At 37.5% G+C, this 20,647-nt stretch carries 32 protein-coding genes; 2 read left to right on the top strand and 30 right to left on the bottom strand.

Features of this window, described 5'->3' with window-relative positions:
- Positions 1-58 precede the first annotated feature (58 nt).
- Together IGJ93_RS00440 and IGJ93_RS00435 are read right to left on the bottom strand one after the other, a co-directional pair.
- Positions 59-1,738 (bottom strand): DAK2 domain-containing protein, encoded by a 1,680-nt coding sequence (locus IGJ93_RS00440; protein WP_067483503.1) that lies wholly within the window; start codon positions 1,736-1,738, stop codon positions 59-61.
- Positions 1,739-1,789: 51 nt separating this feature from the next.
- Positions 1,790-2,152: an Asp23/Gls24 family envelope stress response protein gene (locus IGJ93_RS00435; protein WP_067483505.1), complete on the bottom strand. Its 363-nt coding sequence runs from the start codon at positions 2,150-2,152 to the stop codon at positions 1,790-1,792.
- A 272-nt stretch (positions 2,153-2,424) separates the two neighbouring features.
- Here IGJ93_RS00435 and rpmB point away from each other — a divergent pair, with 272 nt between their 5' ends.
- Together rpmB and IGJ93_RS00425 are read left to right on the top strand one after the other, a co-directional pair.
- Positions 2,425-2,613: a 50S ribosomal protein L28 gene (rpmB, locus tag IGJ93_RS00430; RefSeq protein ID WP_067483507.1), complete on the top strand. Its 189-nt coding sequence runs from the start codon at positions 2,425-2,427 to the stop codon at positions 2,611-2,613.
- Positions 2,614-3,167: 554 nt separating this feature from the next.
- Positions 3,168-5,792 (top strand): YfhO family protein, encoded by a 2,625-nt coding sequence (locus IGJ93_RS00425; RefSeq protein WP_270346039.1) that lies wholly within the window; start codon positions 3,168-3,170, stop codon positions 5,790-5,792.
- Between the two features lie 88 nt (positions 5,793-5,880).
- Here IGJ93_RS00425 and truA read toward each other — a convergent pair whose 3' ends face one another.
- The 28 genes from truA to rpsS all read right to left on the bottom strand — a co-directional run bounded on the left by truA (position 5,881) and on the right by rpsS (position 20,637).
- Positions 5,881-6,627 carry a tRNA pseudouridine(38-40) synthase TruA gene (gene truA, locus IGJ93_RS00420; protein WP_067483509.1) on the bottom strand — a complete coding sequence of 249 codons (747 nt, stop codon included), beginning with the start codon at positions 6,625-6,627 and terminating at the stop codon, positions 5,881-5,883.
- A 92-nt stretch (positions 6,628-6,719) separates the two neighbouring features.
- A complete protein-coding gene (locus tag IGJ93_RS00415) occupies positions 6,720-7,517 on the bottom strand; it encodes an energy-coupling factor transporter transmembrane component T family protein (RefSeq protein WP_067483511.1) in 798 nt (265 codons plus the stop codon).
- The gene (locus IGJ93_RS00410; protein ID WP_071868757.1) at positions 7,507-8,376 is read right to left on the bottom strand and encodes an energy-coupling factor ABC transporter ATP-binding protein; all 870 of its coding nucleotides are present in this window, start codon (positions 8,374-8,376) and stop codon (positions 7,507-7,509) included. Before IGJ93_RS00410 ends, IGJ93_RS00415 begins: the two co-directional genes overlap by 11 nt.
- Positions 8,352-9,191: an energy-coupling factor ABC transporter ATP-binding protein gene (locus IGJ93_RS00405; protein WP_067483514.1), complete on the bottom strand. Its 840-nt coding sequence runs from the start codon at positions 9,189-9,191 to the stop codon at positions 8,352-8,354. The genes IGJ93_RS00410 and IGJ93_RS00405 overlap by 25 nt, the downstream gene beginning before the upstream one ends.
- Before the next feature lie 271 nt (positions 9,192-9,462).
- On the bottom strand, positions 9,463-9,843 hold the full coding sequence (gene rplQ, locus IGJ93_RS00400) for a 50S ribosomal protein L17 (protein WP_067483516.1): 381 nt from the start codon (positions 9,841-9,843) through the stop codon (positions 9,463-9,465).
- Between the two features lie 27 nt (positions 9,844-9,870).
- Positions 9,871-10,809: a DNA-directed RNA polymerase subunit alpha gene (locus tag IGJ93_RS00395; RefSeq protein WP_002288715.1), complete on the bottom strand. Its 939-nt coding sequence runs from the start codon at positions 10,807-10,809 to the stop codon at positions 9,871-9,873.
- 79 nt (positions 10,810-10,888) lie between these two features.
- On the bottom strand, positions 10,889-11,278 hold the full coding sequence (gene rpsK, locus IGJ93_RS00390) for a 30S ribosomal protein S11 (RefSeq protein ID WP_067483518.1): 390 nt from the start codon (positions 11,276-11,278) through the stop codon (positions 10,889-10,891).
- A gap of 27 nt (positions 11,279-11,305) precedes the next feature.
- Positions 11,306-11,671, bottom strand: a complete 366-nt coding sequence (rpsM, locus tag IGJ93_RS00385; RefSeq protein WP_067483520.1) for a 30S ribosomal protein S13 — start codon at positions 11,669-11,671, stop codon at positions 11,306-11,308.
- A gap of 17 nt (positions 11,672-11,688) precedes the next feature.
- Positions 11,689-11,805, bottom strand: a complete 117-nt coding sequence (rpmJ, locus tag IGJ93_RS00380; RefSeq protein WP_002288710.1) for a 50S ribosomal protein L36 — start codon at positions 11,803-11,805, stop codon at positions 11,689-11,691.
- 32 nt (positions 11,806-11,837) lie between these two features.
- On the bottom strand, positions 11,838-12,056 hold the full coding sequence (gene infA / locus IGJ93_RS00375; RefSeq protein ID WP_010767960.1) for a translation initiation factor IF-1: 219 nt from the start codon (positions 12,054-12,056) through the stop codon (positions 11,838-11,840).
- Positions 12,057-12,246: 190 nt separating this feature from the next.
- The gene (locus IGJ93_RS00370; RefSeq protein WP_067483522.1) at positions 12,247-12,894 is read right to left on the bottom strand and encodes an adenylate kinase; all 648 of its coding nucleotides are present in this window, start codon (positions 12,892-12,894) and stop codon (positions 12,247-12,249) included.
- 63 nt (positions 12,895-12,957) lie between these two features.
- Positions 12,958-14,253, bottom strand: coding sequence for a preprotein translocase subunit SecY (secY, locus tag IGJ93_RS00365; protein WP_067483524.1), 1,296 nt, complete (start codon positions 14,251-14,253; stop codon positions 12,958-12,960).
- The gene (rplO, locus tag IGJ93_RS00360; protein ID WP_067483526.1) at positions 14,253-14,693 is read right to left on the bottom strand and encodes a 50S ribosomal protein L15; all 441 of its coding nucleotides are present in this window, start codon (positions 14,691-14,693) and stop codon (positions 14,253-14,255) included. The genes secY and rplO overlap by 1 nt, the downstream gene beginning before the upstream one ends.
- 38 nt (positions 14,694-14,731) lie before the next feature.
- Complete coding sequence (gene rpmD / locus IGJ93_RS00355) at positions 14,732-14,911, bottom strand: 50S ribosomal protein L30 (RefSeq protein WP_002290455.1); 180 nt, start codon at positions 14,909-14,911, stop codon at positions 14,732-14,734.
- A gap of 14 nt (positions 14,912-14,925) precedes the next feature.
- Positions 14,926-15,426, bottom strand: coding sequence for a 30S ribosomal protein S5 (gene rpsE / locus IGJ93_RS00350; RefSeq protein ID WP_067483528.1), 501 nt, complete (start codon positions 15,424-15,426; stop codon positions 14,926-14,928).
- A 20-nt stretch (positions 15,427-15,446) separates the two neighbouring features.
- The gene (gene rplR, locus IGJ93_RS00345) at positions 15,447-15,803 is read right to left on the bottom strand and encodes a 50S ribosomal protein L18 (protein ID WP_075491300.1); all 357 of its coding nucleotides are present in this window, start codon (positions 15,801-15,803) and stop codon (positions 15,447-15,449) included.
- 63 nt (positions 15,804-15,866) lie between these two features.
- Complete coding sequence (rplF, locus tag IGJ93_RS00340) at positions 15,867-16,403, bottom strand: 50S ribosomal protein L6 (protein WP_067483530.1); 537 nt, start codon at positions 16,401-16,403, stop codon at positions 15,867-15,869.
- 31 nt (positions 16,404-16,434) lie between these two features.
- Entirely contained in the window at positions 16,435-16,833 is a 399-nt protein-coding gene (gene rpsH, locus IGJ93_RS00335; protein WP_067483532.1) for a 30S ribosomal protein S8, read from the bottom strand.
- Between the two features lie 36 nt (positions 16,834-16,869).
- Positions 16,870-17,055 carry a type Z 30S ribosomal protein S14 gene (locus IGJ93_RS00330; protein WP_002356214.1) on the bottom strand — a complete coding sequence of 62 codons (186 nt, stop codon included), beginning with the start codon at positions 17,053-17,055 and terminating at the stop codon, positions 16,870-16,872.
- 18 nt (positions 17,056-17,073) lie between these two features.
- On the bottom strand, positions 17,074-17,613 hold the full coding sequence (gene rplE / locus IGJ93_RS00325) for a 50S ribosomal protein L5 (RefSeq protein WP_067483534.1): 540 nt from the start codon (positions 17,611-17,613) through the stop codon (positions 17,074-17,076).
- A gap of 28 nt (positions 17,614-17,641) precedes the next feature.
- Positions 17,642-17,950, bottom strand: coding sequence for a 50S ribosomal protein L24 (rplX, locus tag IGJ93_RS00320; RefSeq protein ID WP_067483536.1), 309 nt, complete (start codon positions 17,948-17,950; stop codon positions 17,642-17,644).
- A 36-nt stretch (positions 17,951-17,986) separates the two neighbouring features.
- Positions 17,987-18,355, bottom strand: coding sequence for a 50S ribosomal protein L14 (rplN, locus tag IGJ93_RS00315; protein ID WP_002288669.1), 369 nt, complete (start codon positions 18,353-18,355; stop codon positions 17,987-17,989).
- Between the two features lie 57 nt (positions 18,356-18,412).
- Entirely contained in the window at positions 18,413-18,679 is a 267-nt protein-coding gene (rpsQ, locus tag IGJ93_RS00310) for a 30S ribosomal protein S17 (protein WP_067483538.1), read from the bottom strand.
- 24 nt (positions 18,680-18,703) lie between these two features.
- On the bottom strand, positions 18,704-18,892 hold the full coding sequence (gene rpmC, locus IGJ93_RS00305) for a 50S ribosomal protein L29 (RefSeq protein ID WP_002288664.1): 189 nt from the start codon (positions 18,890-18,892) through the stop codon (positions 18,704-18,706).
- Positions 18,882-19,316 (bottom strand): 50S ribosomal protein L16, encoded by a 435-nt coding sequence (gene rplP / locus IGJ93_RS00300; RefSeq protein ID WP_067483541.1) that lies wholly within the window; start codon positions 19,314-19,316, stop codon positions 18,882-18,884. The genes rpmC and rplP overlap by 11 nt, the downstream gene beginning before the upstream one ends.
- A gap of 2 nt (positions 19,317-19,318) precedes the next feature.
- The gene (gene rpsC / locus IGJ93_RS00295; protein WP_067483543.1) at positions 19,319-19,975 is read right to left on the bottom strand and encodes a 30S ribosomal protein S3; all 657 of its coding nucleotides are present in this window, start codon (positions 19,973-19,975) and stop codon (positions 19,319-19,321) included.
- A 13-nt stretch (positions 19,976-19,988) separates the two neighbouring features.
- The gene (gene rplV, locus IGJ93_RS00290; RefSeq protein ID WP_067483544.1) at positions 19,989-20,336 is read right to left on the bottom strand and encodes a 50S ribosomal protein L22; all 348 of its coding nucleotides are present in this window, start codon (positions 20,334-20,336) and stop codon (positions 19,989-19,991) included.
- A gap of 22 nt (positions 20,337-20,358) precedes the next feature.
- A complete protein-coding gene (gene rpsS / locus IGJ93_RS00285; RefSeq protein WP_002288655.1) occupies positions 20,359-20,637 on the bottom strand; it encodes a 30S ribosomal protein S19 in 279 nt (92 codons plus the stop codon).
- Between the last annotated feature and the right edge of the window lie 10 nt (positions 20,638-20,647).

Genomic DNA, 20,647 nt, shown 5'->3' with positions numbered 1-20,647 from the left:
AAACCGAGGTCCTTCATACTTTCTGCACCATGAAATGATGGCTTTGTGACAAACTTTCCTATTCAGCAGAAAACAGATAAGGATAGACTGGTTGGTCTCCTTGGTGAATCTCGATTTCTAAATCAGGATATTTTTCTGTTAGCGTTGCTGCCAACTCCTCTGCCTGTGCGACTGTACCGCCTTCACCAGCAAGGATTGTCACAATTTCAGTATCTTCATTAATCATTTGTTTTAAAGTAGTTAAAGAAGTATCCACAATATCAGGATTTGAAATAACGATTTTTCCATCAATCATTCCTAAAAAGTCGCCTTCGACAATCTCTACTCCATCAATTGAAGTATTTCTAATAGCATGTGTTACTTGACCACTTATGACACTACTTAATACATCAGTCATCGTTGCTTTGTTTTCCTCTAATGAAACTTGATCGTTGAATGATAACATCGCTGTCAAGCCTTGAGAGATTGTCCGTGACGGAACAACTGCTACAGGAATTTCGGCAACTTCAGCTGCTTGATCTGCAGCCATGAAAATATTTTTGTTATTTGGTAAAACAATTACTTGATCAGCATTAACATCTTTAATTGCTTTCAAAATATCTTCTGTACTTGGATTCATTGTTTGCCCACCGCTAATCACATAGTTGGCACCTAGACTTTCAAAAAGTTCTTGGATTCCTTGGCCTGCTGCGATAGCTACCACGCCATAAGGAACACGTACTTTTTCTTCTGTAAATTCTTGGACATCTTCATCATGTTCTAAAATTGTTTCGTGTTGTAGACGCATGTTATCCACTTTTACTTTAATCAATGAACCGAATTTTTGACCATAATTCATTACTTCACCTGGATGCTCTGTATGAACGTGCACTTTGATGATCTCATCATCATTTACAACTAATAATGAATCACCAAGTCCGTCCAAGTAGTTACGGAAGCCTTCATAATCAAACTGGCTATCAACAGTTGGACCTTCGCCAATTTTAACCATGATTTCTGTACAATAACCAAAATGGATATCTTCCGTTGCCAATTGTCCTTGTACACTACGGTGATGCTCTGCATTAACCATTTCATCCATTTCTGCAGGAGATGGTTCATAGATGTCATCGACTTGGAATTCACCATTTAATGCACTCAAGAAACCTTCATATACAAATAACAAACCCTGACCGCCACTATCTACTACTCCAACTTCTTTTAATACAGGTAATAAATCAGGTGTTTTCGCTAATGCGCGTTTTCCACCTTTAACAACAGCAGTCATTACTTCGATTACGTCATCCGTAGATTTTGCTTTCTTTTCACCTGCTTTGGCTGCTTCTCTGGCAACAGTTAAAATCGTTCCTTCAACTGGTTTCATTACTGCTTTATAAGCAGTTTCGACCCCATGTGTGAAAGCTGCTGCTAAGTTTGTTGCATTCAATGTTTCTACTTCTGGGATTTGTTTTGAAAACCCACGAAATAGTTGAGACAAAATAACTCCTGAGTTTCCTCGAGCTCCCATAAGAAGTCCTTTAGAAAGCACAGCGGCTAATTCGCCAACTTTTTCAGAAGTTGAGTCGACTACGGCTTTTGCGCCACTAGTCATTGATAAGTTCATATTTGTTCCAGTATCTCCATCTGGTACTGGAAAGACATTTAATGAATTGACATATTCTGCATTTGCTTGCAGACGATTCGCACCGGCCTGAACCATTTCTTGGAACTGGCTTGCACTGATTTCTGTTACACTCACCTGGATAATCCTCCTTCAGATCGACTGCTGAGTTACTAGCAAGTCTCCTGCCTAGTCTGGCAGTACACGAACACCTTGTACAAAGACATTAACTGAATTGGCTGTTACACCTAATAATGCCTCTAAGTTGTATTTTACTTTTTCCTGAACATTACGTGAAACCTCAGAAATTTTTGTTCCATAACTAATAATTGTATATACATCAACTGCAATACCATTTTCTTCTTGACGAACAACTACTCCACGAGAATAGTTTTCTTTGCGCAAAATCTCAGTAATATTATCTTTAATTTGATTTTTGCTGGCCATACCAACAACACCAAAAACGTCCGTTGCAGCGCCACCAACAACTGTTGCAATCACATCATTGGTAATTTCAATGGTTCCAGCTGAAGTTTGAATTTTTACAGCCATGAATAAGCCTCCTTAACGGGCACAAATAGCCCATTTTTCTTCTATAATATTTTATCATAGCATAACGTGAAATAAAAGGCAGTTACTTTCAAAGTACCTTAAAACCCTCAAAATGTTTATTAGCAACCCTGTATAATTTACAATTATTATGCGGAAATGTCAATTATAACTCGATAAATATGCTTGCAAATTGCCTTCTTATATGATAAGTTAGTTTGGTATGAGCTTAATTATTCTATTGCTCCAATATCAAGGCAAAGGAGGAAATTTACATGGCTAAAGTTTGTTACTTTACAGGTCGCAAGACTTCAAGTGGAAACAACCGTTCACACGCTATGAACTCAACAAAACGTACTGTTAAACCTAACTTACAAAAAGTTCGCGTTATGATCGACGGTAAACCTAAAAAAGTTTGGGTGTCAACTCGTGCTTTGAAATCAGGAAAAGTTGAACGCGTTTAATTGAATCAGGACTGCGAACCGTTCATCGTATGAACGGTTTTTTTCTTGGATTTATGTCCAAGATTATTATTGATTCCTCAAAAAAGAAGTTGTGCTTTAAGCACAACCTCTTAAACCGTTCTTACATATATGATTCAGCTAAAAAGTAGAAAATTTATTTTTCGTCTTTTGGTTAATCGACCTGATATCATTCAGCTAAAACACATTTTTCCAAAAGAAAAAGAACTTAGAGCAATTATCCATTGAGATAGCTGTTCTAAGTTCTTTTTTATGTGCCACTTGCCTCTAATGCAAGCGAGTAATATATGTTTTTTTTACAACTAAAATATACGCTTATATACAAACGCTGTCAATAGCAAAAAGCTTGTAAAATTAACTAAAATATTGATTTGTTTATTTTTTAACAAATCGTAAATTCCTAGGTTTTTTAAACTTACCATCGTTATTTATTTCATTTTTTTATTTTTTAATGAAAATTAGGCTCATTTTTGGTGGAGAAAAACCTGAGTATGATAAACTTAAAACAACTTCATAGAAATTTGGTGAAAAATAAAATGAAAAAAAATTATAAACTATTCTTCAAAGAAAATTGGCCATACATGGCTGCTAGCTTTTTCATTCCACTAATTATTCTGGCACTTATTTATTTAAGTATTGGAATTTATCCTGGTAGTAGCAGAAGTATTTTAGCGAGTGATGCATTCTCACAATTTTCGAATTTCCATGCCAGCTTCCGCAATATGCTTTTTGGAAAACAAAGTATTTTCTACACGTGGAACGCTTCATTAGGTTTAAATTACTTATCCTTGATCTCCTACTATCTTGGAGGTATTTTTACACCCTTAGTTTTCTTTTTTCCAAATCAATACATGCCTGACGCACTTTACTTTTTAACCTTAATCAAAGTAGCCAGTGCTGGTTTAGCTTTTTGGTTTTTAGGAAGAACTTTTAAAATCCCACGCTGGGGGCAAGTGGCGTTAAGTATCAGCTATGCGTTGATTTCTTTTGTCACCGCGCACTCAGAAATCATTATGTGGTTAGATGCCTTCGTATACCTACCCTTAATCATCTTAGGTATTCATCGTGTGATGGATTTAAAAAAACCGCTTGTCTTATTTGTTAGTTACTTATTACTATTTTTGTCTAGCTTTTATATGGGCTTCATGATTGGTGTCTTTTCTTTTCTTTATTTCTTTGCGAGACTTTTTACCAACTGGTCCAAATACAAAAAAACCATTCTACCTTATGGAATTACTTCGTTATTAGCTGGTGGGGCATCAATGATCATCATCTTACCTGCTATACTTGATTTACGATCTAATGGTGAAGAGCTGAGCCAAATAACTGCTTTAAAAACAGAAGCAACTTCTTTCTTAGATTTAGCAATGAAAAACATGATTGGCGTCTATGACACAACGAAATATGGATCAATTCCATTTGTCTACGCGGGATTATTTCCACTAGTTCTTTGTATTTTTTACTTTGTTAGTCGAAAAATCCAATTAAAAAATAAACTTTTGTTTGGAAGTTTGTTCATAATTTTAATCGCAAGTTTTTATCTAGTTCCATTAAATCTATTCTGGCATGGTATGCATGCACCCAATATGTTCTTATTCCGTTACGCCTACTTGTTTTCTTTTCTGGTCATTTTGCTTGCCGGTTATGGTTGGGAAAAATTGGAACAGAACGATCACGGACTTTTTGTCGGCATCACACTTATCTTAGCTGCTATTTTCTCAATTTCTTGGGCGCTTAAGCCAGCTGAAAGTTACACTTATGTAACGACAACGTCCTTTATTTTAACAGTTGTCTTTTTAGTTCTTTATGCTATTGCTGTTGGATTTTTCCAACTCAAAAAAATCCCTATGAAACAGTTAAGTATTTTATTATTACTTCTAATGTCTTCTGAGGCGATAGTCAATACGAACAGCATGATTCATGGTATTTTAGACGATTGGAACTATGCTTCACGCAGTTTATTTACAGATCCTTATCCAAACATCCAAGAGCTAGTAACAAAAACGAAAAAAGAATCCGATACATTTTATCGATTAGAAAATTTGGATCCTGTTTCTGCCAATGATTCATTAAACTATGGATATAGTGGTATCAGTATGTTTTCTTCCATCCGTAATCGTAACTCTTCTTCTTATCTTGATCGACTTGGCTTTCGTTCACGCGGTACCAATCTAAATATTCGCTATGCAAATAATACATTGCTAATGGATGGGTTTACTGGTATTAAATATAACATCAGCAAAAACGAAAATACATTTAGCAAATACGGCTTCAATCAAGTTGGACAAAGTGGTGATTACACACTGTATGAAAATATTAATGCTCTACCACTTGCTTTCACTGCTCCATTGACAATTGATGACGTCGAGCAACCAGCAACTGATAATTTAACAAGTCAAACAAACTTAATCAATGAACTTTCTGGTTTACAAGAAGATTATTACTCTTTCTATAAGCCTACATTGAAAAAACAAACGAATACGAAAATCACAAATACAACAACTGGTGTCACTTACTCTGAAATAACCAGTAACCAAGCAAAAGAATTAACTTGGGAAGTTCAAGTTCCTGCAAATACACAAGCTTACTTAAGTTTATTCCCAACGAACTATGCTCAGTTAGAAAGTTCGAGCGCAACTATTACAGTAAATGGAACTTCAAGGCAAACACAAATTAACATTTCTGGTCAATATTACGATCTTGGTTACTACCCTACTGATACTACAGTAACTTTTACAGCTAGTTTTTATGGAACAAAAGAAGTCAGCTTCATGGAACCAGAAGTGGTTGGACTAAATCTTATTGCCTATCAAGCTGCGATGAATCAGATTAAAAATAAAGGTGTCGATTTAACCACTTCAGGTCGCAAAGCCACGGGTACAGTTACTTCAGACCAAGATGCCATGCTTGTAACAACAATTCCTTATGATGAAGGTTGGCAAGCAAAAGTTGACGGAAAGGCTGTCGCTATTGAAAGCTTCCAAAATGCTTTTGTAATGGTCAAAGTTCCAAAAGGCAAACATACGATTACTTTTAGCTACTTGCCAAAAGGATTTAAGCTCGGAAGTATGTTATTCGTAATTTGTATCTTACTCTTTGCTCTTTATTCTTATCTTTTAGCTCGAAAAAGAATTTTAGATGGCACAGATTCTCTTAAATAAATCATTTAGACAAAAAAAGCACACCAAACAAAGTTGTTTGGTGTGCTTTTTAGTGTACTATTAACTGTTTAACGAAGTGTAATACTATTTATTCATATTTCACTTCGTACAAGTACAAGCCCTCTGGATGTGCCGTTGGACCTGCTAAATTGCGATCTTTTTTTGCAATAATTTCTGGAATTGCATCTTCTGGTATTCGACCATTTCCAATTTTCAATAATGTACCTACCAAAATACGAATCATTTTGTACAGAAATCCGTTCCCTCTAAATGTAAATAGCAGTTCGTCTCCTGCATCATTTACTTGCATTGTTGCTTCATAAATCGTCCGCGTTTTATCTTCAATGGAACTTCCTGCAGCACAAAATGAAGTGAAGTCATGCGTTCCAATTAAATCTGGCAAAGCTCGTTCAATCTTCTCCAAGTCTAATGGATAAGGATAATAACTCGCGTAATGTCGACGAAACGGGCTTCTTGGTTTACCAATATCTACTCGAAATTGATACGTTTTTTCATGAACCATATAACGTGCATGAAAATCTTCGGGAACAATTTCCACTTTCTTAACTGCAATATCTTCTGGCGATTGAGTATCTAGAGCAAATCGCATACGTTCTAAAGGTCGTTCTTGCGGATAATCAAAGTGAATAACTTGTCCAACTGCATGAACACCAGAATCCGTTCGACCAGAACCAAAAACTGTAATGCTTTGTCCATTTGCCATTTTTTTTAATGTTTTCTCCAACTCTTCTTGAACAGTTCGACCATTTGGTTGCTTTTGAAAACCATGAAAATTTGTACCATCGTACGCAATGATTGCTTTGTAACGTACCATTTTTTCTCTCCTTATCTTCCCATAAAAAAGAGGCTGTGACATCGTCACGGCGCCTCTCTTTTTTCATATAATAATTAATTTACTGATTTTTATCAACCACGTAAAAATACTAAAATAACTGTTAATAAACCAAAGGCGATCATAACCAGAGTATCTTGATTGTGCCAATGAAGCACTCGATACTTCGTGCGTCCTTCGCCCCCTTGATAACCTCGAGCTTCCATAGCAGTTGCTAAATCTTCCGCTCGATTAAAGCTGCTTACAAATAAAGGAATCAATAAAGGAATAATTGCCTTCATTTTTTGAACTAAGCTACCTTCGCCGAAATCAACACCACGTGCGCGTTGCGCATTCATAATTTTTTCCGTCTCATCCATTAATGTTGGAACAAAACGCAATGCAATGGATAACATCAGCGAGATTTCATGGACTGGAAAACGAACAACTTTTAGCGGACGCAATAAATATTCAATTGCATCAGATAATTCTAACGGTGGAGTTGTCAAAGTAAGTAATGTTGACATAAAAATAATCAAAACAAATCGGCAAAAAATAAAGAGTCCATTCAATACACCAAACTGAGTGATATTAAAAATTCCCCAGTGCCAATAAACTTCGCCTCCGCTTGTAAATAAAACTTGTAGTGCAACAGTAAATAAAATTAACCAAATCAATGGGCGAATACCACGGATGAAAAATTTCATATCCACTTTTGATAATGAAACAGCAAATAAAGTAAACATTGCCAATAAAAGATATGTTTGCCAATTATTTGCTAAAAAGATGATCCCAATAAAATAAAAACTAGCTAATAACTTTGCTCGAGGATCTAATCTGTGAATGAATGAATCACCTGGCATATACCGCCCAAAAATCAATTTATTCATCATGAGCATTTCCTCCAGACAAGCGTACAATTTCATCCGCTAATTCCTCAGCTGTTAAAGGTAGCTTAGCCATTTCAATTCCTTTTTCACTCAATAGCTCTGAAAATTCCGTTGCAGTAGGCACACCTAGTTGTTTTTCTTTTAACCAATTTAAATCTTGAAAGACTTTCCTTGGTTCACCACTTTTAACGATTTTCCCTTTTTCCAAAACATAAACAAAGTCTGCATAGTTAGCCACATCATCCATTAAATGAGTGACTAATACAATAGTAATATTTTGTTCCTTATGAAGTTGCCAAAACATCTCCATCATTTCTTTTCTTCCTTGAGGATCCAAACCCGCAGTAGGCTCATCCAAAACCAACACTTCAGGTTTCATTGCAAGAACTCCTGCAATGGCAACCCGACGCATTTGTCCACCAGAAAGTTCAAAAGGTGAGCGATTCAAGTATGTTTCATCTAAACCAACTTGAATTAAGGATGCCTTAGCAATTTCTAACGCTTCTTCTTCACCTACGCCAAAGTTTTTTGGTCCAAATGCGATATCTCTAGCAACTGTTTCTTCAAATAATTGTGCTTCTGGAAACTGGAATACAATTCCCACTTTTTTACGAATTGGTTTTAGATTCTTGTTATCCGTTTCAGGAGTTATTTTTCGATCACCAATTTGTACAGAACCACTCGTTGGTTTAACCAAAGCATTCAAGTGTTGTAATAATGTCGACTTTCCACTGCCTGTGTGCCCAACTAACGCAGTATAACTTCCTTCTTTGATTAACAGATCAATGTCAAATAATGCTCTTTGTTCAAATGGTGTATTGGGTTGATAAGTAAAACTTACTTTTTCAAAATGGATGTCCATAACCAATTCACCATCCTTTCTTCCGTCATGTATTCATCAGGAACAGTGATTCCACGCACTTTTAACGCACTTTTTAATTTTTCAGGGAATGGTAAGTCTAGTCCTAGACGAATCAAATCTGGTCCGGCAGAAAAAATTTCTTCTGGTGTTCCCTCGCCAACTAGTTCACCTTCACGCATTACTAAAATACGATTCGCATTTGCAGCTTCATCAATATCATGCGTAATAGAAATGACAGTTAATTGGCTTTCTTCTTTAATTTTTTTGATAGTTGAAATAACTTCTTCTCGACCTTCAGGATCAAGCATACTAGTTGCTTCATCTAAAATAATAATATCTGGTCGTAAAGCAACTACGCCAGCAATTGCTACACGTTGTTTTTGTCCACCAGACAAGCGAGCAGGTTCTCGAGTTGCAAACTCACTCATACGAACTTTTTCTAATGCATCTTTTACACGTACGAGCATTTCTTCACGAGGAATACCTTGATTTTCCAATCCAAAAGCAACATCATCTTCCACAGTTGAACCCACAAATTGATTATCTGGATTTTGAAATACCATCCCAACCATTTGTCGAATCGTCCAAATATTTTCTTCATTAAGTGTTTGCTGTTCTACTGCTACTGTACCAGACTCTGGTAAAATCAAACCATTAATCGTTTTAGCAAGAGTTGATTTTCCAGAACCATTGTGCCCAATAATTGCAACCCATTCTCCTTTGTTAATTGTAAAAGAAACATCTTTTAACGCTGGTCGAAGGTCATCAGGCTGATATGTGTAATTTATATTTTTCAAATCAATAATTGGCTCCATGCTTACTCCTTCTTCATCCTAAAGTTCTTTCTAACACTATCAAAAAAAAACTAAATTTTCAATTATTTATTGTTTGAATAAAATGTTTTTTTGTACCTTCAATAGAACCTGTCAAGACAGTTAATTAAAGGTACAAAAAAACACTTTATGATGAGTGCATACTCCCCAAGCTAAAAACTTGGGGAGTAGCGCTGAGCTAGACTCGGAGCAAAGCTCCAACATCATAACACTCTAAAAGAATCATCTATAAAGTGATGTTATTAGTGTGATTTTAGACAAGTTCTAAGATAACCATTGGTGCACCATCACCGCGTCTTGGTTCTGTTTTCAAGATACGAGTGTAGCCACCTTGACGTTCTGCATAACGAGGTGCAATGTCATTGAATAATTTTTGTAAAGCTGATTCAATAACGATGTCTTCGTTTTCTTCGCGCACGCTAGCAACTTCATTACGTACAAAAGTAGCCGCTTGACGACGAGCATGCAAATCTCCACGCTTACCTAAAGTGATCATTTTTTCTGCAGTTGAGCGAACTTCTTTCGCACGAGCTTCAGTTGTCACAATACGTTCGTTGATTAATAAATCAGTTGTTAAATCACGCAACATCGCTTTACGTTGACTAGATGTGCGTCCTAGTTTACGATAACTCACGTTGGTTTCCCTCCTTCGTAAAAGGTTTTAATCTTCTTTACGTAAACCTAAACCTAAGTCATGCAATTTTGCCTTAACTTCTTCCAATGATTTACGGCCCAAATTACGGACTTTGATCATTTCTGGCTCAGATTTATTCGTAAGTTCTTGTACAGTATTAATTCCTGCACGTTTCAAACAATTATAAGAGCGAACAGATAAGTCTAATTCTTCAATTGTCATTTCCAACATTTTTTCTTTTTGTGTCTCTTCTTTTTCGACCATGATTTCAGCATTTTTTGCTTCATCAGTTAAATTCACAAAAATATCTAGATGTTCAGTCATGATTTTTGCAGATAAACTCATTGCTTCCAATGGTTCAATTGAACCATCTGTCCAAATCTCCATCGTCAATTTATCAAAATCTTCACGGTGTCCAACACGTGTGTTTTCTACTTGATAGTTCACACGACGAACTGGTGTGTAGATTGAATCGACTGGAAGAACACCGATTGGCATATCTTCTTTTTTATTTTCATCTGCTTGAACATAACCACGTCCAGGTTTCACAGTTAAGCGAGCATGGAACGTAGCTCCTTCAGAGACACTACAGATATACATATCTTTGTTCAGAATCTCTACATCACTATCAACGATAATGTCGCCAGCAGTTACTGTAGCAGGTCCGGTAATATCGATTTCAAGGGTTTTTTCTTCTTGGCCATACATTTTAAGCGCTAAGCCTTTAATGTTCAAGATGATTTGAGTGACGTCTTCTCTAACACCTTTAATAGTAGAGAATTCATGCAGTACACCATCGATTTGAATATTAGTGATGGCAGCACCTGGCAAAGAAGATAATAAAATACGACGTAGGGAATTCCCTAAAGTAGTCCCATACCCTCTTTCAAGAGGTTCAACGATGAACTTGCCATAATCTTTTTCTTCATCAATTTTTGCGATTCTTGGTTTTTCGAACTCAATCATTCTTATCTTTACCCCTTTCAAAACGAAAAGTGTCTTGTTCAATGACGTTACTATAGAAACTCAAAATGAGCGGCACTCATTAAACACGACGGCGTTTTGGAGGGCGGGCACCATTATGAGGAACTGGAGTCACGTCACGAATTGCAGTCACTTCTAAACCTGTTGCTTGTAATGAACGAATTGCTGCTTCACGTCCAGAACCAGGTCCTTTAACTGTTACTTCAACAGTTTTTAATCCGTGTTCCATTGCTGCTTTAGTAGCAGTTTCTGCTGCCATTTGAGCGGCAAAAGGAGTTGATTTTTTGCTTCCTTTGAAACCTAATGAACCAGCTGATGACCACGCTAATGCATTTCCGTGAGTATCAGTGATCATGATGATTGTGTTGTTGAAAGTAGAGTGGATATGTGCAATCCCTGCTTCTACATTCTTTTTCACACGGCGTTTACGATTCACTTTTTTTGCTGCCATGAAGTTCTAACCTCCTTCACTTAAGAATTATTTTTTCTTGCCAGCGATAGAACGAGCTGGACCTTTACGAGTACGTGCATTGTTTTTTGTGTTTTGTCCACGAACTGGCAAACCACGGCGGTGACGGATACCACGGTATGAACCGATTTCCATCAAACGTTTGATGTTTAAGTTCACTTCACGACGAAGATCACCTTCAACTTTTAATTTATCAACTTCAGCACGGATAGCATCTGTTTGTTCATTCGTTAAATCACGAACACGAACATCTTCAGATACGCCAGCATCAGCCAAGATTTTTTGAGCAGTAGTGTTACCAATACCATAGATATAAGTAAGTGAAACTACTACACGTTTATCACGAGGAATATCTACTCCTGCAATACGAGCCATACTTGTTACACCTCCAATTATCCTTGACGTTGTTTATGTTTTGGATTTGCTGGGCAAATCACCATAACGCGTCCTTTACGACGAATTACTTTACAATGTTCACACATTGGTTTTACTGATGGTCTTACTTTCATGATAATACCTCCTGTAGTTTTACGGAGTACAATTATTTAAAGCGATAAGTGATACGGCCACGGCTTAAATCGTATGGAGATAATTCAACCGTTACTTTGTCACCAGGTAAGATACGGATGTAATGCATACGAATTTTACCTGAAACAGTAGCAAGAACTTGGTGTCCGTTTTCTAGTTCAACTTTAAACATTGCATTCGGCAAAGTTTCGACGACTGTACCTTCGACTTCAATCATATCTTCTTTTGCCACGCACAGTACCTCCTTGTACTTGTTTCGCATTTTCACACGATAAAATGGCGGAAACTGCAGTTCCCACCTCAAAATTCTCAAAATGGATCATCTAGAGGAATCTCTAGAAGTCGGACTGACATATTCTATCATAATTTATTGAACTTTACAAGAGTAACTGCATAAAGCAAGTTGGCTACGGGCAATCATGCTATTTTTCAATGATTTTTTGTACATCAGTAAATACAGCATCGATTTCACGATCACCATCAATAGTATGAAGCAAACCATGTTCTTTGTAAAAAGCAAGGATTGGTTCACTATTTTTGATGTTGATAGCCAGACGATTTTTAACCGTCTCAGGTTTATCATCTTCTCTTTGATAGAATTCATGCCCCCCACAACGATCACATGTATCTTCAACTTTTGTAGGATTGAAAATTTTGTGATAAGTTGCTCCACAATTGCTGCAGATGAAACGGCCAGCTAATCGCTCAACCAAAACTTCTTCACCAACATGGATATCAATGACAGCATCAATTTTTTTATTTAAATCTTTTAGCATTGCATCCAGAGCTTCAGCCTGCTCAATTGTACGAGGAAAGCCATCTAATAAGAAGCCTTTCTCTGTATCAGATTCTGCTAGGCGCTCTTTCACGATTCCATTTGTTACTTCATCAGGAACTAGTGCACCTTTATCCATATAAGACTTTGCTTCCAAGCCTAGAGCTGTTTCATTTTGGATAGCCGCACGAAACATGTCTCCAGTTGAGATATGAGGAATACCATAAGCATCAATAATCTTCTCAGCTTGTGTTCCTTTACCCGCACCTGGTAGCCCCATTAAAATGAGGTTCATTGCTTTCCCTCCTAATAAATGTGAGAACGTGTGTTGAGGAGAAACCTCAACACGCTTTCTTACTTATTCGATAAAGCCAACATACTTGCGTTTCAGCATTAAGCCTTCTAACTGTTTCGCAGTTTCTAAAGCTACACCAATGACAATCAGTAAGCTTGTACCACCTAACCCAATAGATTGTGGTAAATCCCAAATCATCTGAGCGATAATTGGTAATAAAGCCACAAGTCCAAGGAAGATTGCACCAACTGTGCTTAATCGCATTAATAAGCTTGAGACATACTCCTCAGTCCCCTTACCAGGGCGCACGCTAGGTATATAACTTCCTTGTTTTTGTAAGTTTTCCGCTAATTTCTCAGGGTTAACTTGAACAAAAGCGTAGAAAAATGTAAATGCAATAATCAAAACAGTATAAATTGTTGCACCAGGCACCGTATTATAGTTGAAAATTTGCATCATGATTTTATACCAATTTTCAGACCCAAATCTACCACTTAAAGCTTGTAAAACAGCATTAGGGGTTGCAATAAACGAACTAGCAAAAATAACTGGAATAACACCAGCTGCATTTACTTTTAATGGCAAATAACTACTTGTTGGCGCACCTGCCACACGTTTCGTATATTGAATTGGAATCTTGCGTTCAGCTTGTTGGAAAAATGTTACAAATGTCACGATCAATAAAACCGCGACAAGTAAAACGGCAATAAAAATTGCAGATTTCCAAATATCAGAAGAATCAATATTTACAAAATAATCTTCATAAATTTCTTTGATACTATCAGGCAATCGAGAAATGATCCCTGCGAAAATAATCATTGATACGCCGTTCCCAATTCCTTTTTCTGTAATTTGCTCCCCTAACCATGTAACAAACATTGTACCGGCAGTTAAAATTAAACCAATCGTTACATATGTAGACACGTTTGGATTGCTTACAAAACCTAATTGAGCATATTGATTAAATCCAGCGGTAATCCCTACTGATTGAACAAAAGCCAAAACTAATGTTAAATAGCGAGTTGCTTGATTTAATTTCTTACGACCGACTTCTCCTTGTTTCGACCACTCAACAAAACGAGGAACAATGTCCATTTGTAATAATTGAATGACGATTGAAGCAGTAATGTATGGTGAAACCCCCATTGAGAAAATAGAAAAGTTTTGCATTGCACTACCACTTACCAAGTTCAACATGTTGAAAAATGGTAAAGAAGAAAGATTTTGTAATGTACTAGCATTCACGCCTGGTACCGTAATGTGGGCACCCAGACGGAAAACAAATAGTACAAATACAGTAAAGAAAATTTTAGATCGAATGTCTCTTACTTTAAAAGCATCTTTTAATAGTTTAAACATTAGATCACCTCGATTGAACCACCAGCCGCTTCAATAGCGTCTTGAGCTGCTTTCGAGAATTTAGCTGCTTTAACAGTTAATTTTTTAGTTAATTCACCGTTAGCTAATACTTTAATTCCAGCTTTTTCGTTTTTAACGATTCCAGCTTCAACTAAAGCAACAGGTGTTACTTCTGCACCATCTTCAAAACGGTTCAAAACATCTAAGTTGATGACAGCATATTCTTTACGATTTACGTTAGTAAAACCGCGTTTTGGTAAACGACGGAATAATGGAGTTTGTCCACCTTCGAATCCTAAACGTACACCACCGCCTGAACGAGCTTTTTGACCTTTTTGTCCGCGTCCAGAAGTTTTTCCGTTACCAGATGAAGTACCACGACCAACACGATTGCGTACTTGGCGTGAACCCTCTGCAGGTTTTAATTCATGAAGTTTCATAGGTTTGGCACCTCCTTAAATAATCTAGTTCTTAATTATTAGACTTCTTCAACGTCCACTAGGTGAGAAACAGTATTGATCATACCTTTAATAGCTTCATTAGAAGGCTTAACCACTGAACTGTTAATCTTTGTAAGACCCAACGCTTTGACAGTGTCACGTTGGTTTTGAGGACGTCCGATAATACTGCGTTTTAAAGTAACTTTTAATTCAGCCATTATTTTTGTCCTCCTTATCCGATAATTTCTTCAACTGATTTGCCACGAAGTTCTGCAACTTCTTCAGCACGTTTCAATTGTTTCAAACCTTCAACAGTTGCACGAACAACGTTGATAGGTGTATTTGAGCCTAATGATTTAGAAGTGATATCAGCTACCCCTGCTAACTCTAATACGGCACGAACTGGTCCACCAGCAGCAACCCCAGAACCTTCTACAGCAGGTTTCATTAGGATTCTACCACCACTAAAAGTACCGATAACTTCGTGTGGGATTGTTGAACCGACCATTGGTACTTCAACTAAGTTTTTCTTCGCATCTTCAATTGCTTTACGGATTGCTTCTGGTACTTCTTGAGCTTTACCAGTACCGAAACCTACGTGTCCGTTTTTGTCACCGACAACAACTAAAGCAGCAAAACGTAGACGACGTCCACCTTTAACAACTTTTGTTACACGGTTGATTGCAACAACGCGGTCTTCTAATTCCAAATGTTTTGGATCAATGTAAACCATGAATGGTATTCCTCCTTCTTCTAAAATTCTAGTCCATTTTCGCGAGCAGCTTCAGCTAAAGCTTGCACACGGCCATGGTAAAGGTATCCACCACGGTCAAAGACTACTACTTTAATGCCTTTTTCAGCTGCGCGTTCAGCAACTAATTTACCCACAGCAGTAGCTGTTTCTGTTTTTGTTCCACCTGAAATTTCTTTATCCAAGGTAGAGGCACTTGCTAGCGTCACACCCGCTACGTCATCAATTAATTGCGCGTAGATGTTTTTGTTAGAACGGAAAACGTTCAAGCGTGGGCGCTCAGCAGTACCAGAGATATTATTACGTACACGACGATGTCTCTTTTGACGTGTTTTATTCTTATCTGGTTTTGTAATCACAATTGTCACCTCTTTAATAATGCTAGCCATTAGGCCGCGAATCGTAATTTAAATAAATTACGATTATTTACCAGTTTTACCTTCTTTACGGCGTACATATTCACCAACATAGCGAATACCTTTACCTTTATAAGGTTCTGGAGGACGAGTACCACGAATGTTCGCAGCTAATTCGCCAACTGCTTCTTTGTTCGCACCTTTAACAATCACTTGTGTATTGGCAGGAACTTCAACTGTAACACCAGCTGGTGGTGTAATTTCTACTGGATGAGAGTAACCAACGTTCAATACAAGTTTTGAACCTTGTAATTGTGCACGGTACCCAACCCCGATAAGTTCTAATGCTTTTTGGAAACCTTCACTAACACCGACAACCATGTTGTTGAAGTTAGCACGAGTTGTTCCGTGGATTGTTTTCATTTCTTTACTGTCGTTTGGACGAGTGAAAGTAACTTCGTTTCCTTCAATATTCATAGTAATATCTGAAGAAAAAGTACGTGTTAATTCACCTTTAGGTCCTTTAACTGTAATATCATTTCCATCTTGAGTAACAGTTACTCCTGCAGGAATGACTACGATTTTATTTCCGATACGGCTCACTTAAAGACACCTCCTTGTAGATTCTACTTAATTACCATACGTAAGCGATAACTTCGCCGCCGACATTTTTTTCACGAGCTTCTTTGTCAGTGATAACACCGTCAGAAGTCGAAATAATTGCGATACCTAAACCATTCAATACTTTTGGTACTTCGTCAGCTTTGACATAAGCACGCAATCCTGGTTTAGAAATACGTTTTAAGTTTGTGATAACACGTTCACCGTTTTTACCAAATTTTAGGAAAACACGGATTACGCCTTGTTTGTCATCTTCGATATATTCAACATCACGGACGAAACCTTCACGTTTCAAGATTTCAGCGATGTCACGTTTGATTTTTGATGCAGGTACTTCTAAAGACTCATGTTTAACCATGTTTGCATTACGGATACGAGTTAGAAAATCTGCAATTGGATCTGTCATGACCATTGAACTAATTACCTCCTTCTTATGCGAATTTACTTTTTACCAGCTAGCTTTCTTCACGCCGGGAATTTGACCTTTATAGGCAAGTTCGCGGAAGCAAATACGGCAAAGATGGAACTTACGATAAACTGAATGTGGACGTCCGCAACGTTCGCAACGAGTATAAGCTTGTGTTGAATGTTTTGCAGGACGTTTGTTTTTAGCAATCATTGATTTTTTAGCCACGTAGTTCGCCTCCTTTAATTATTTTTGGAATGGCATACCTAATTGTGTTAACAACTCACGAGATTCTTCATCTGAGTTAGCTGTTGTTACAATAACGATGTCCATACCGCGTACTTTATCTACTAAATCATAATCTACTTCTGGGAAGATCAATTGTTCTTTAATACCTAAAGTATAGTTTCCACGACCGTCAAAGGCTTTTTTACTTACACCATGGAAGTCACGTACACGTGGTAGTGAAACTGAAACCAATTTGTCTAAGAATTCATACATTCTTTCTCCGCGCAAAGTAACTTTTGCACCAATTGGCATTCCTTCACGTAAACGGAATCCAGCGATTGATTTTTTAGCTTTAGTAATCATTGGTTTTTGTCCAGTGATTAAAGTTAATTCTTCAACTGCTTTGTCTAAGTTTTTAGCGTTTGATACCGCATCACCAACACCCATGTTGATGACGATTTTTTCAACTTTAGGTGTTTGCATAACAGAGCTATAGTCGAATTTTTCCATCAATGATGGAGTAATTTCTTTAAGATATTTTTCTTTTAGGCGGTTCATTCAGTAAGACCCTCCTTCCTTAAAATTATTATTTATCTAGAACTTCACCGGTTTTTTTAGAAACACGGACTTTTTTGCCATCTACTTCTTTGTAGCCAACTCGGCCAGCTACACCAGTAGAGTCGATCACCATCACGTTAGAAACATGAACTGGAGCTTCCATCTCAACAATACCACCTTGAGGAGCAGCCTGAGAAGGTTTTTGGTGTTTTTTGACAATATTCACACCTTCGACAATGACTTTATCTTTTTTAGGAAACGCTGCTAATACAACGCCTTCTTTATTTTTGTCTTTTCCAGTGATAACTTTAACTTTATCGCCTTTTTTAACAAACATAACTGTTTCGCACCTCCTTTGATAAGTGTCTCAAGATTATAAAACTTCTGGTGCTAGTGAAACGATCTTCATGAAGTTGTTTTCACGTAGTTCACGTGCAACTGGCCCAAAGATACGTGTTCCACGAGGGCTTTTATCATCACGAATAATCACTGCAGCATTTTCATCAAACTTAATGTATGAACCGTCTGTACGACGAGCTCCTGATTTTGTTCGAACGATAACGGCTTTAACGACGTCACCTTTTTTGACAACCCCACCTGGCGTTGCTTGTTTAACCGTAGCAACGATAACATCACCGATATTAGCAGTTTTACGACCAGATCCACCAAGGACTTTGATCGTCAAAATTTCACGTGCGCCTGAATTGTCAGCGACTTTTAAACGACTTTCTGCTTGGATCACGTTGTGTATCCTCCTTTCAGATTTTGCATTCAATCTATATAGGAAAATCTCGTGTTATTAGATAATAACTGCTTCTTCGACTACTTCTAGTAAACGGAAACGTTTTGTAGCTGATAATGGACGAGTTTCCATAATTCTCACGATATCTCCAACTTTGGCAGTGTTGTTTTCATCATGCACTTTGTATTTCTTAGAATAGTTCATGCGTTTGCCATAGATAGGGTGATTTTTCTTAGTTTCGACAGCAACGGTAATTGTTTTATCCATTTTGTCTGAAACTACACGACCTTGATAAACCTTGCGTTGATTTCTTTCTTCAGTCATACGCTTAATGGCCTCCTTCCGTAATTACTTAGCTTGTTCACGCAATACAGTTTTGATGCGTGCAATCGATTTACGTACTTCTTTAATACGTGCAGTGTTTTCTAATTGACCTGTTGCTAATTGGAATCTAAGATTAAACAATTCTTCTTTCAATTGTTTTTCTTGATCAAGCATTTCGGCAGTGGTTAATTCTCTGATTTCTTTAACCTTCATTCGATTCACCACCCATTTCCTCACGTTTTACGATCTTAGTTTTCATTGGTAATTTGTGAGAAGCTAGACGTAACGCTTCACGAGCTACTTCTTCAGGAACGCCTGCAATTTCAAACATGATTTTACCACGTTTTACTGGTGCAACCCATCCTTCAGGTGCCCCTTTACCAGAACCCATACGTACCCCAATTGCTTTGGCAGTATAAGATTTGTGAGGGAAAATTTTAATCCATACTTTCCCACCACGTTTCATGTAACGAGTCATTGCGATACGAGAAGCTTCGATTTGTCGGTTTGTAATCCAATGTGAATCAACAGCTTGTAAGCCATATTCACCAAATGCGATTTCTTTACCACCTTTAGCTTCACCACGCATTTTTCCGCGGAATTCACGACGGTGTTTTACACGTTTAGGTACTAACATGATTATTTCCCTCCTTTCTCAGTGTTTTTTTTAGTTGGAAGAATTTCTCCACGATAGATCCACACTTTAACTCCTAGTTTTCCGTATGTTGTATCTGCTTCTTCCCATGCATAATCGATATCCGCACGCAATGTATGAAGAGGAACAGTTCCTTCTGAGTATCCTTCTGAACGTGCAATATCAGCACCGTTTAAGCGTCCAGATACTTGAGTCTTGATTCCTTTAGCGCCTGCGCGCATTGAACGTTGGATAGCTTGTTTTTGTGCACGACGGAAAGCTACACGGTTTTCTAATTGACGTGCAATTCCTTCGCCCACTAATTTAGCATCTAAATCTGGTTTTTTGATTTCCACGATGTTGATGTGAATTCTTTTACCAGTTAATTTGTTTAATTCTTTTCTTAGGCTTTCAACTTCAGAACCGCCTTTACCAATAACCATACCTGGCTTAGCTGTGTGGATTGAAATATTTACGCGATTTGCAGCACGTTCGATTTCAACAGTTGACACAGCGGCATCAGCAAGTTTAGTTGAAATAAATTTACGGATTCTTAGATCTTCGTGTAAGAATTCAGCATACTCTTTTTCAGCATACCATTTAGCATCCCAGTCGCGGATGATGCCTACACGCATTCCAATTGGATGTACTTTTTGACCCACTGATTATCCCTCCTTATTTTTCTGATACGACTACTGTAATATGACTTGTACGTTTGTTGATTGGAGAAGCTGACCCTTTTGCACGTGGACGGAAACGTTTCATTGTTGGTCCTTCGTTAATAAAAGCTTCAGATACTACTAAATTTTCAACGTCTAAGTCAAAATTATTTTCTGCATTTGCAACTGCTGACATCAAGACTTTCTCGATGATTCCAGCAGATTTGTTCGGTGTGAATTTCAAAATTGAAATTGCATCCGCAACACTTTTACCTCTGATAAGGTCAATTACTAAACGGGCTTTTCGAGGTGAAGTGCGAACTGTTTTTGCAGTTGCTTTAGCTGATGTGATTTGTTCTGCCATTTGGATTTATCCTCCCCTCAAATTAGCGTTTAGTTTTCTTATCGTCTGCAGCGTGGCCACGATAAGTTCTTGTTGGTGCAAATTCACCTAATTTGTGTCCTACCATGTCTTCTTGGATGTAAACTGGTACATGTTTACGTCCATCATAAACTGCGATGGTATATCCAACAAAACTTGGGAATACTGTTGATCGACGTGACCAAGTTTTGATAACTTTTTTCTTTTCAACCCCCGCTTGAGCTTCAACTTTTTTCATTAAATGCTCATCGACGAAAGGTCCCTTCTTTAAACTACGACCCATGGTGAACCTC

This window comes from Enterococcus sp. DIV0174 (genome assembly GCF_050529065.1).
GTDB classification, from domain to species: Bacteria; Bacillota; Bacilli; order Lactobacillales; family Enterococcaceae; genus Enterococcus_B; species Enterococcus_B thailandicus.
This window is presented reverse-complemented; position numbering and strand designations above follow the sequence as displayed.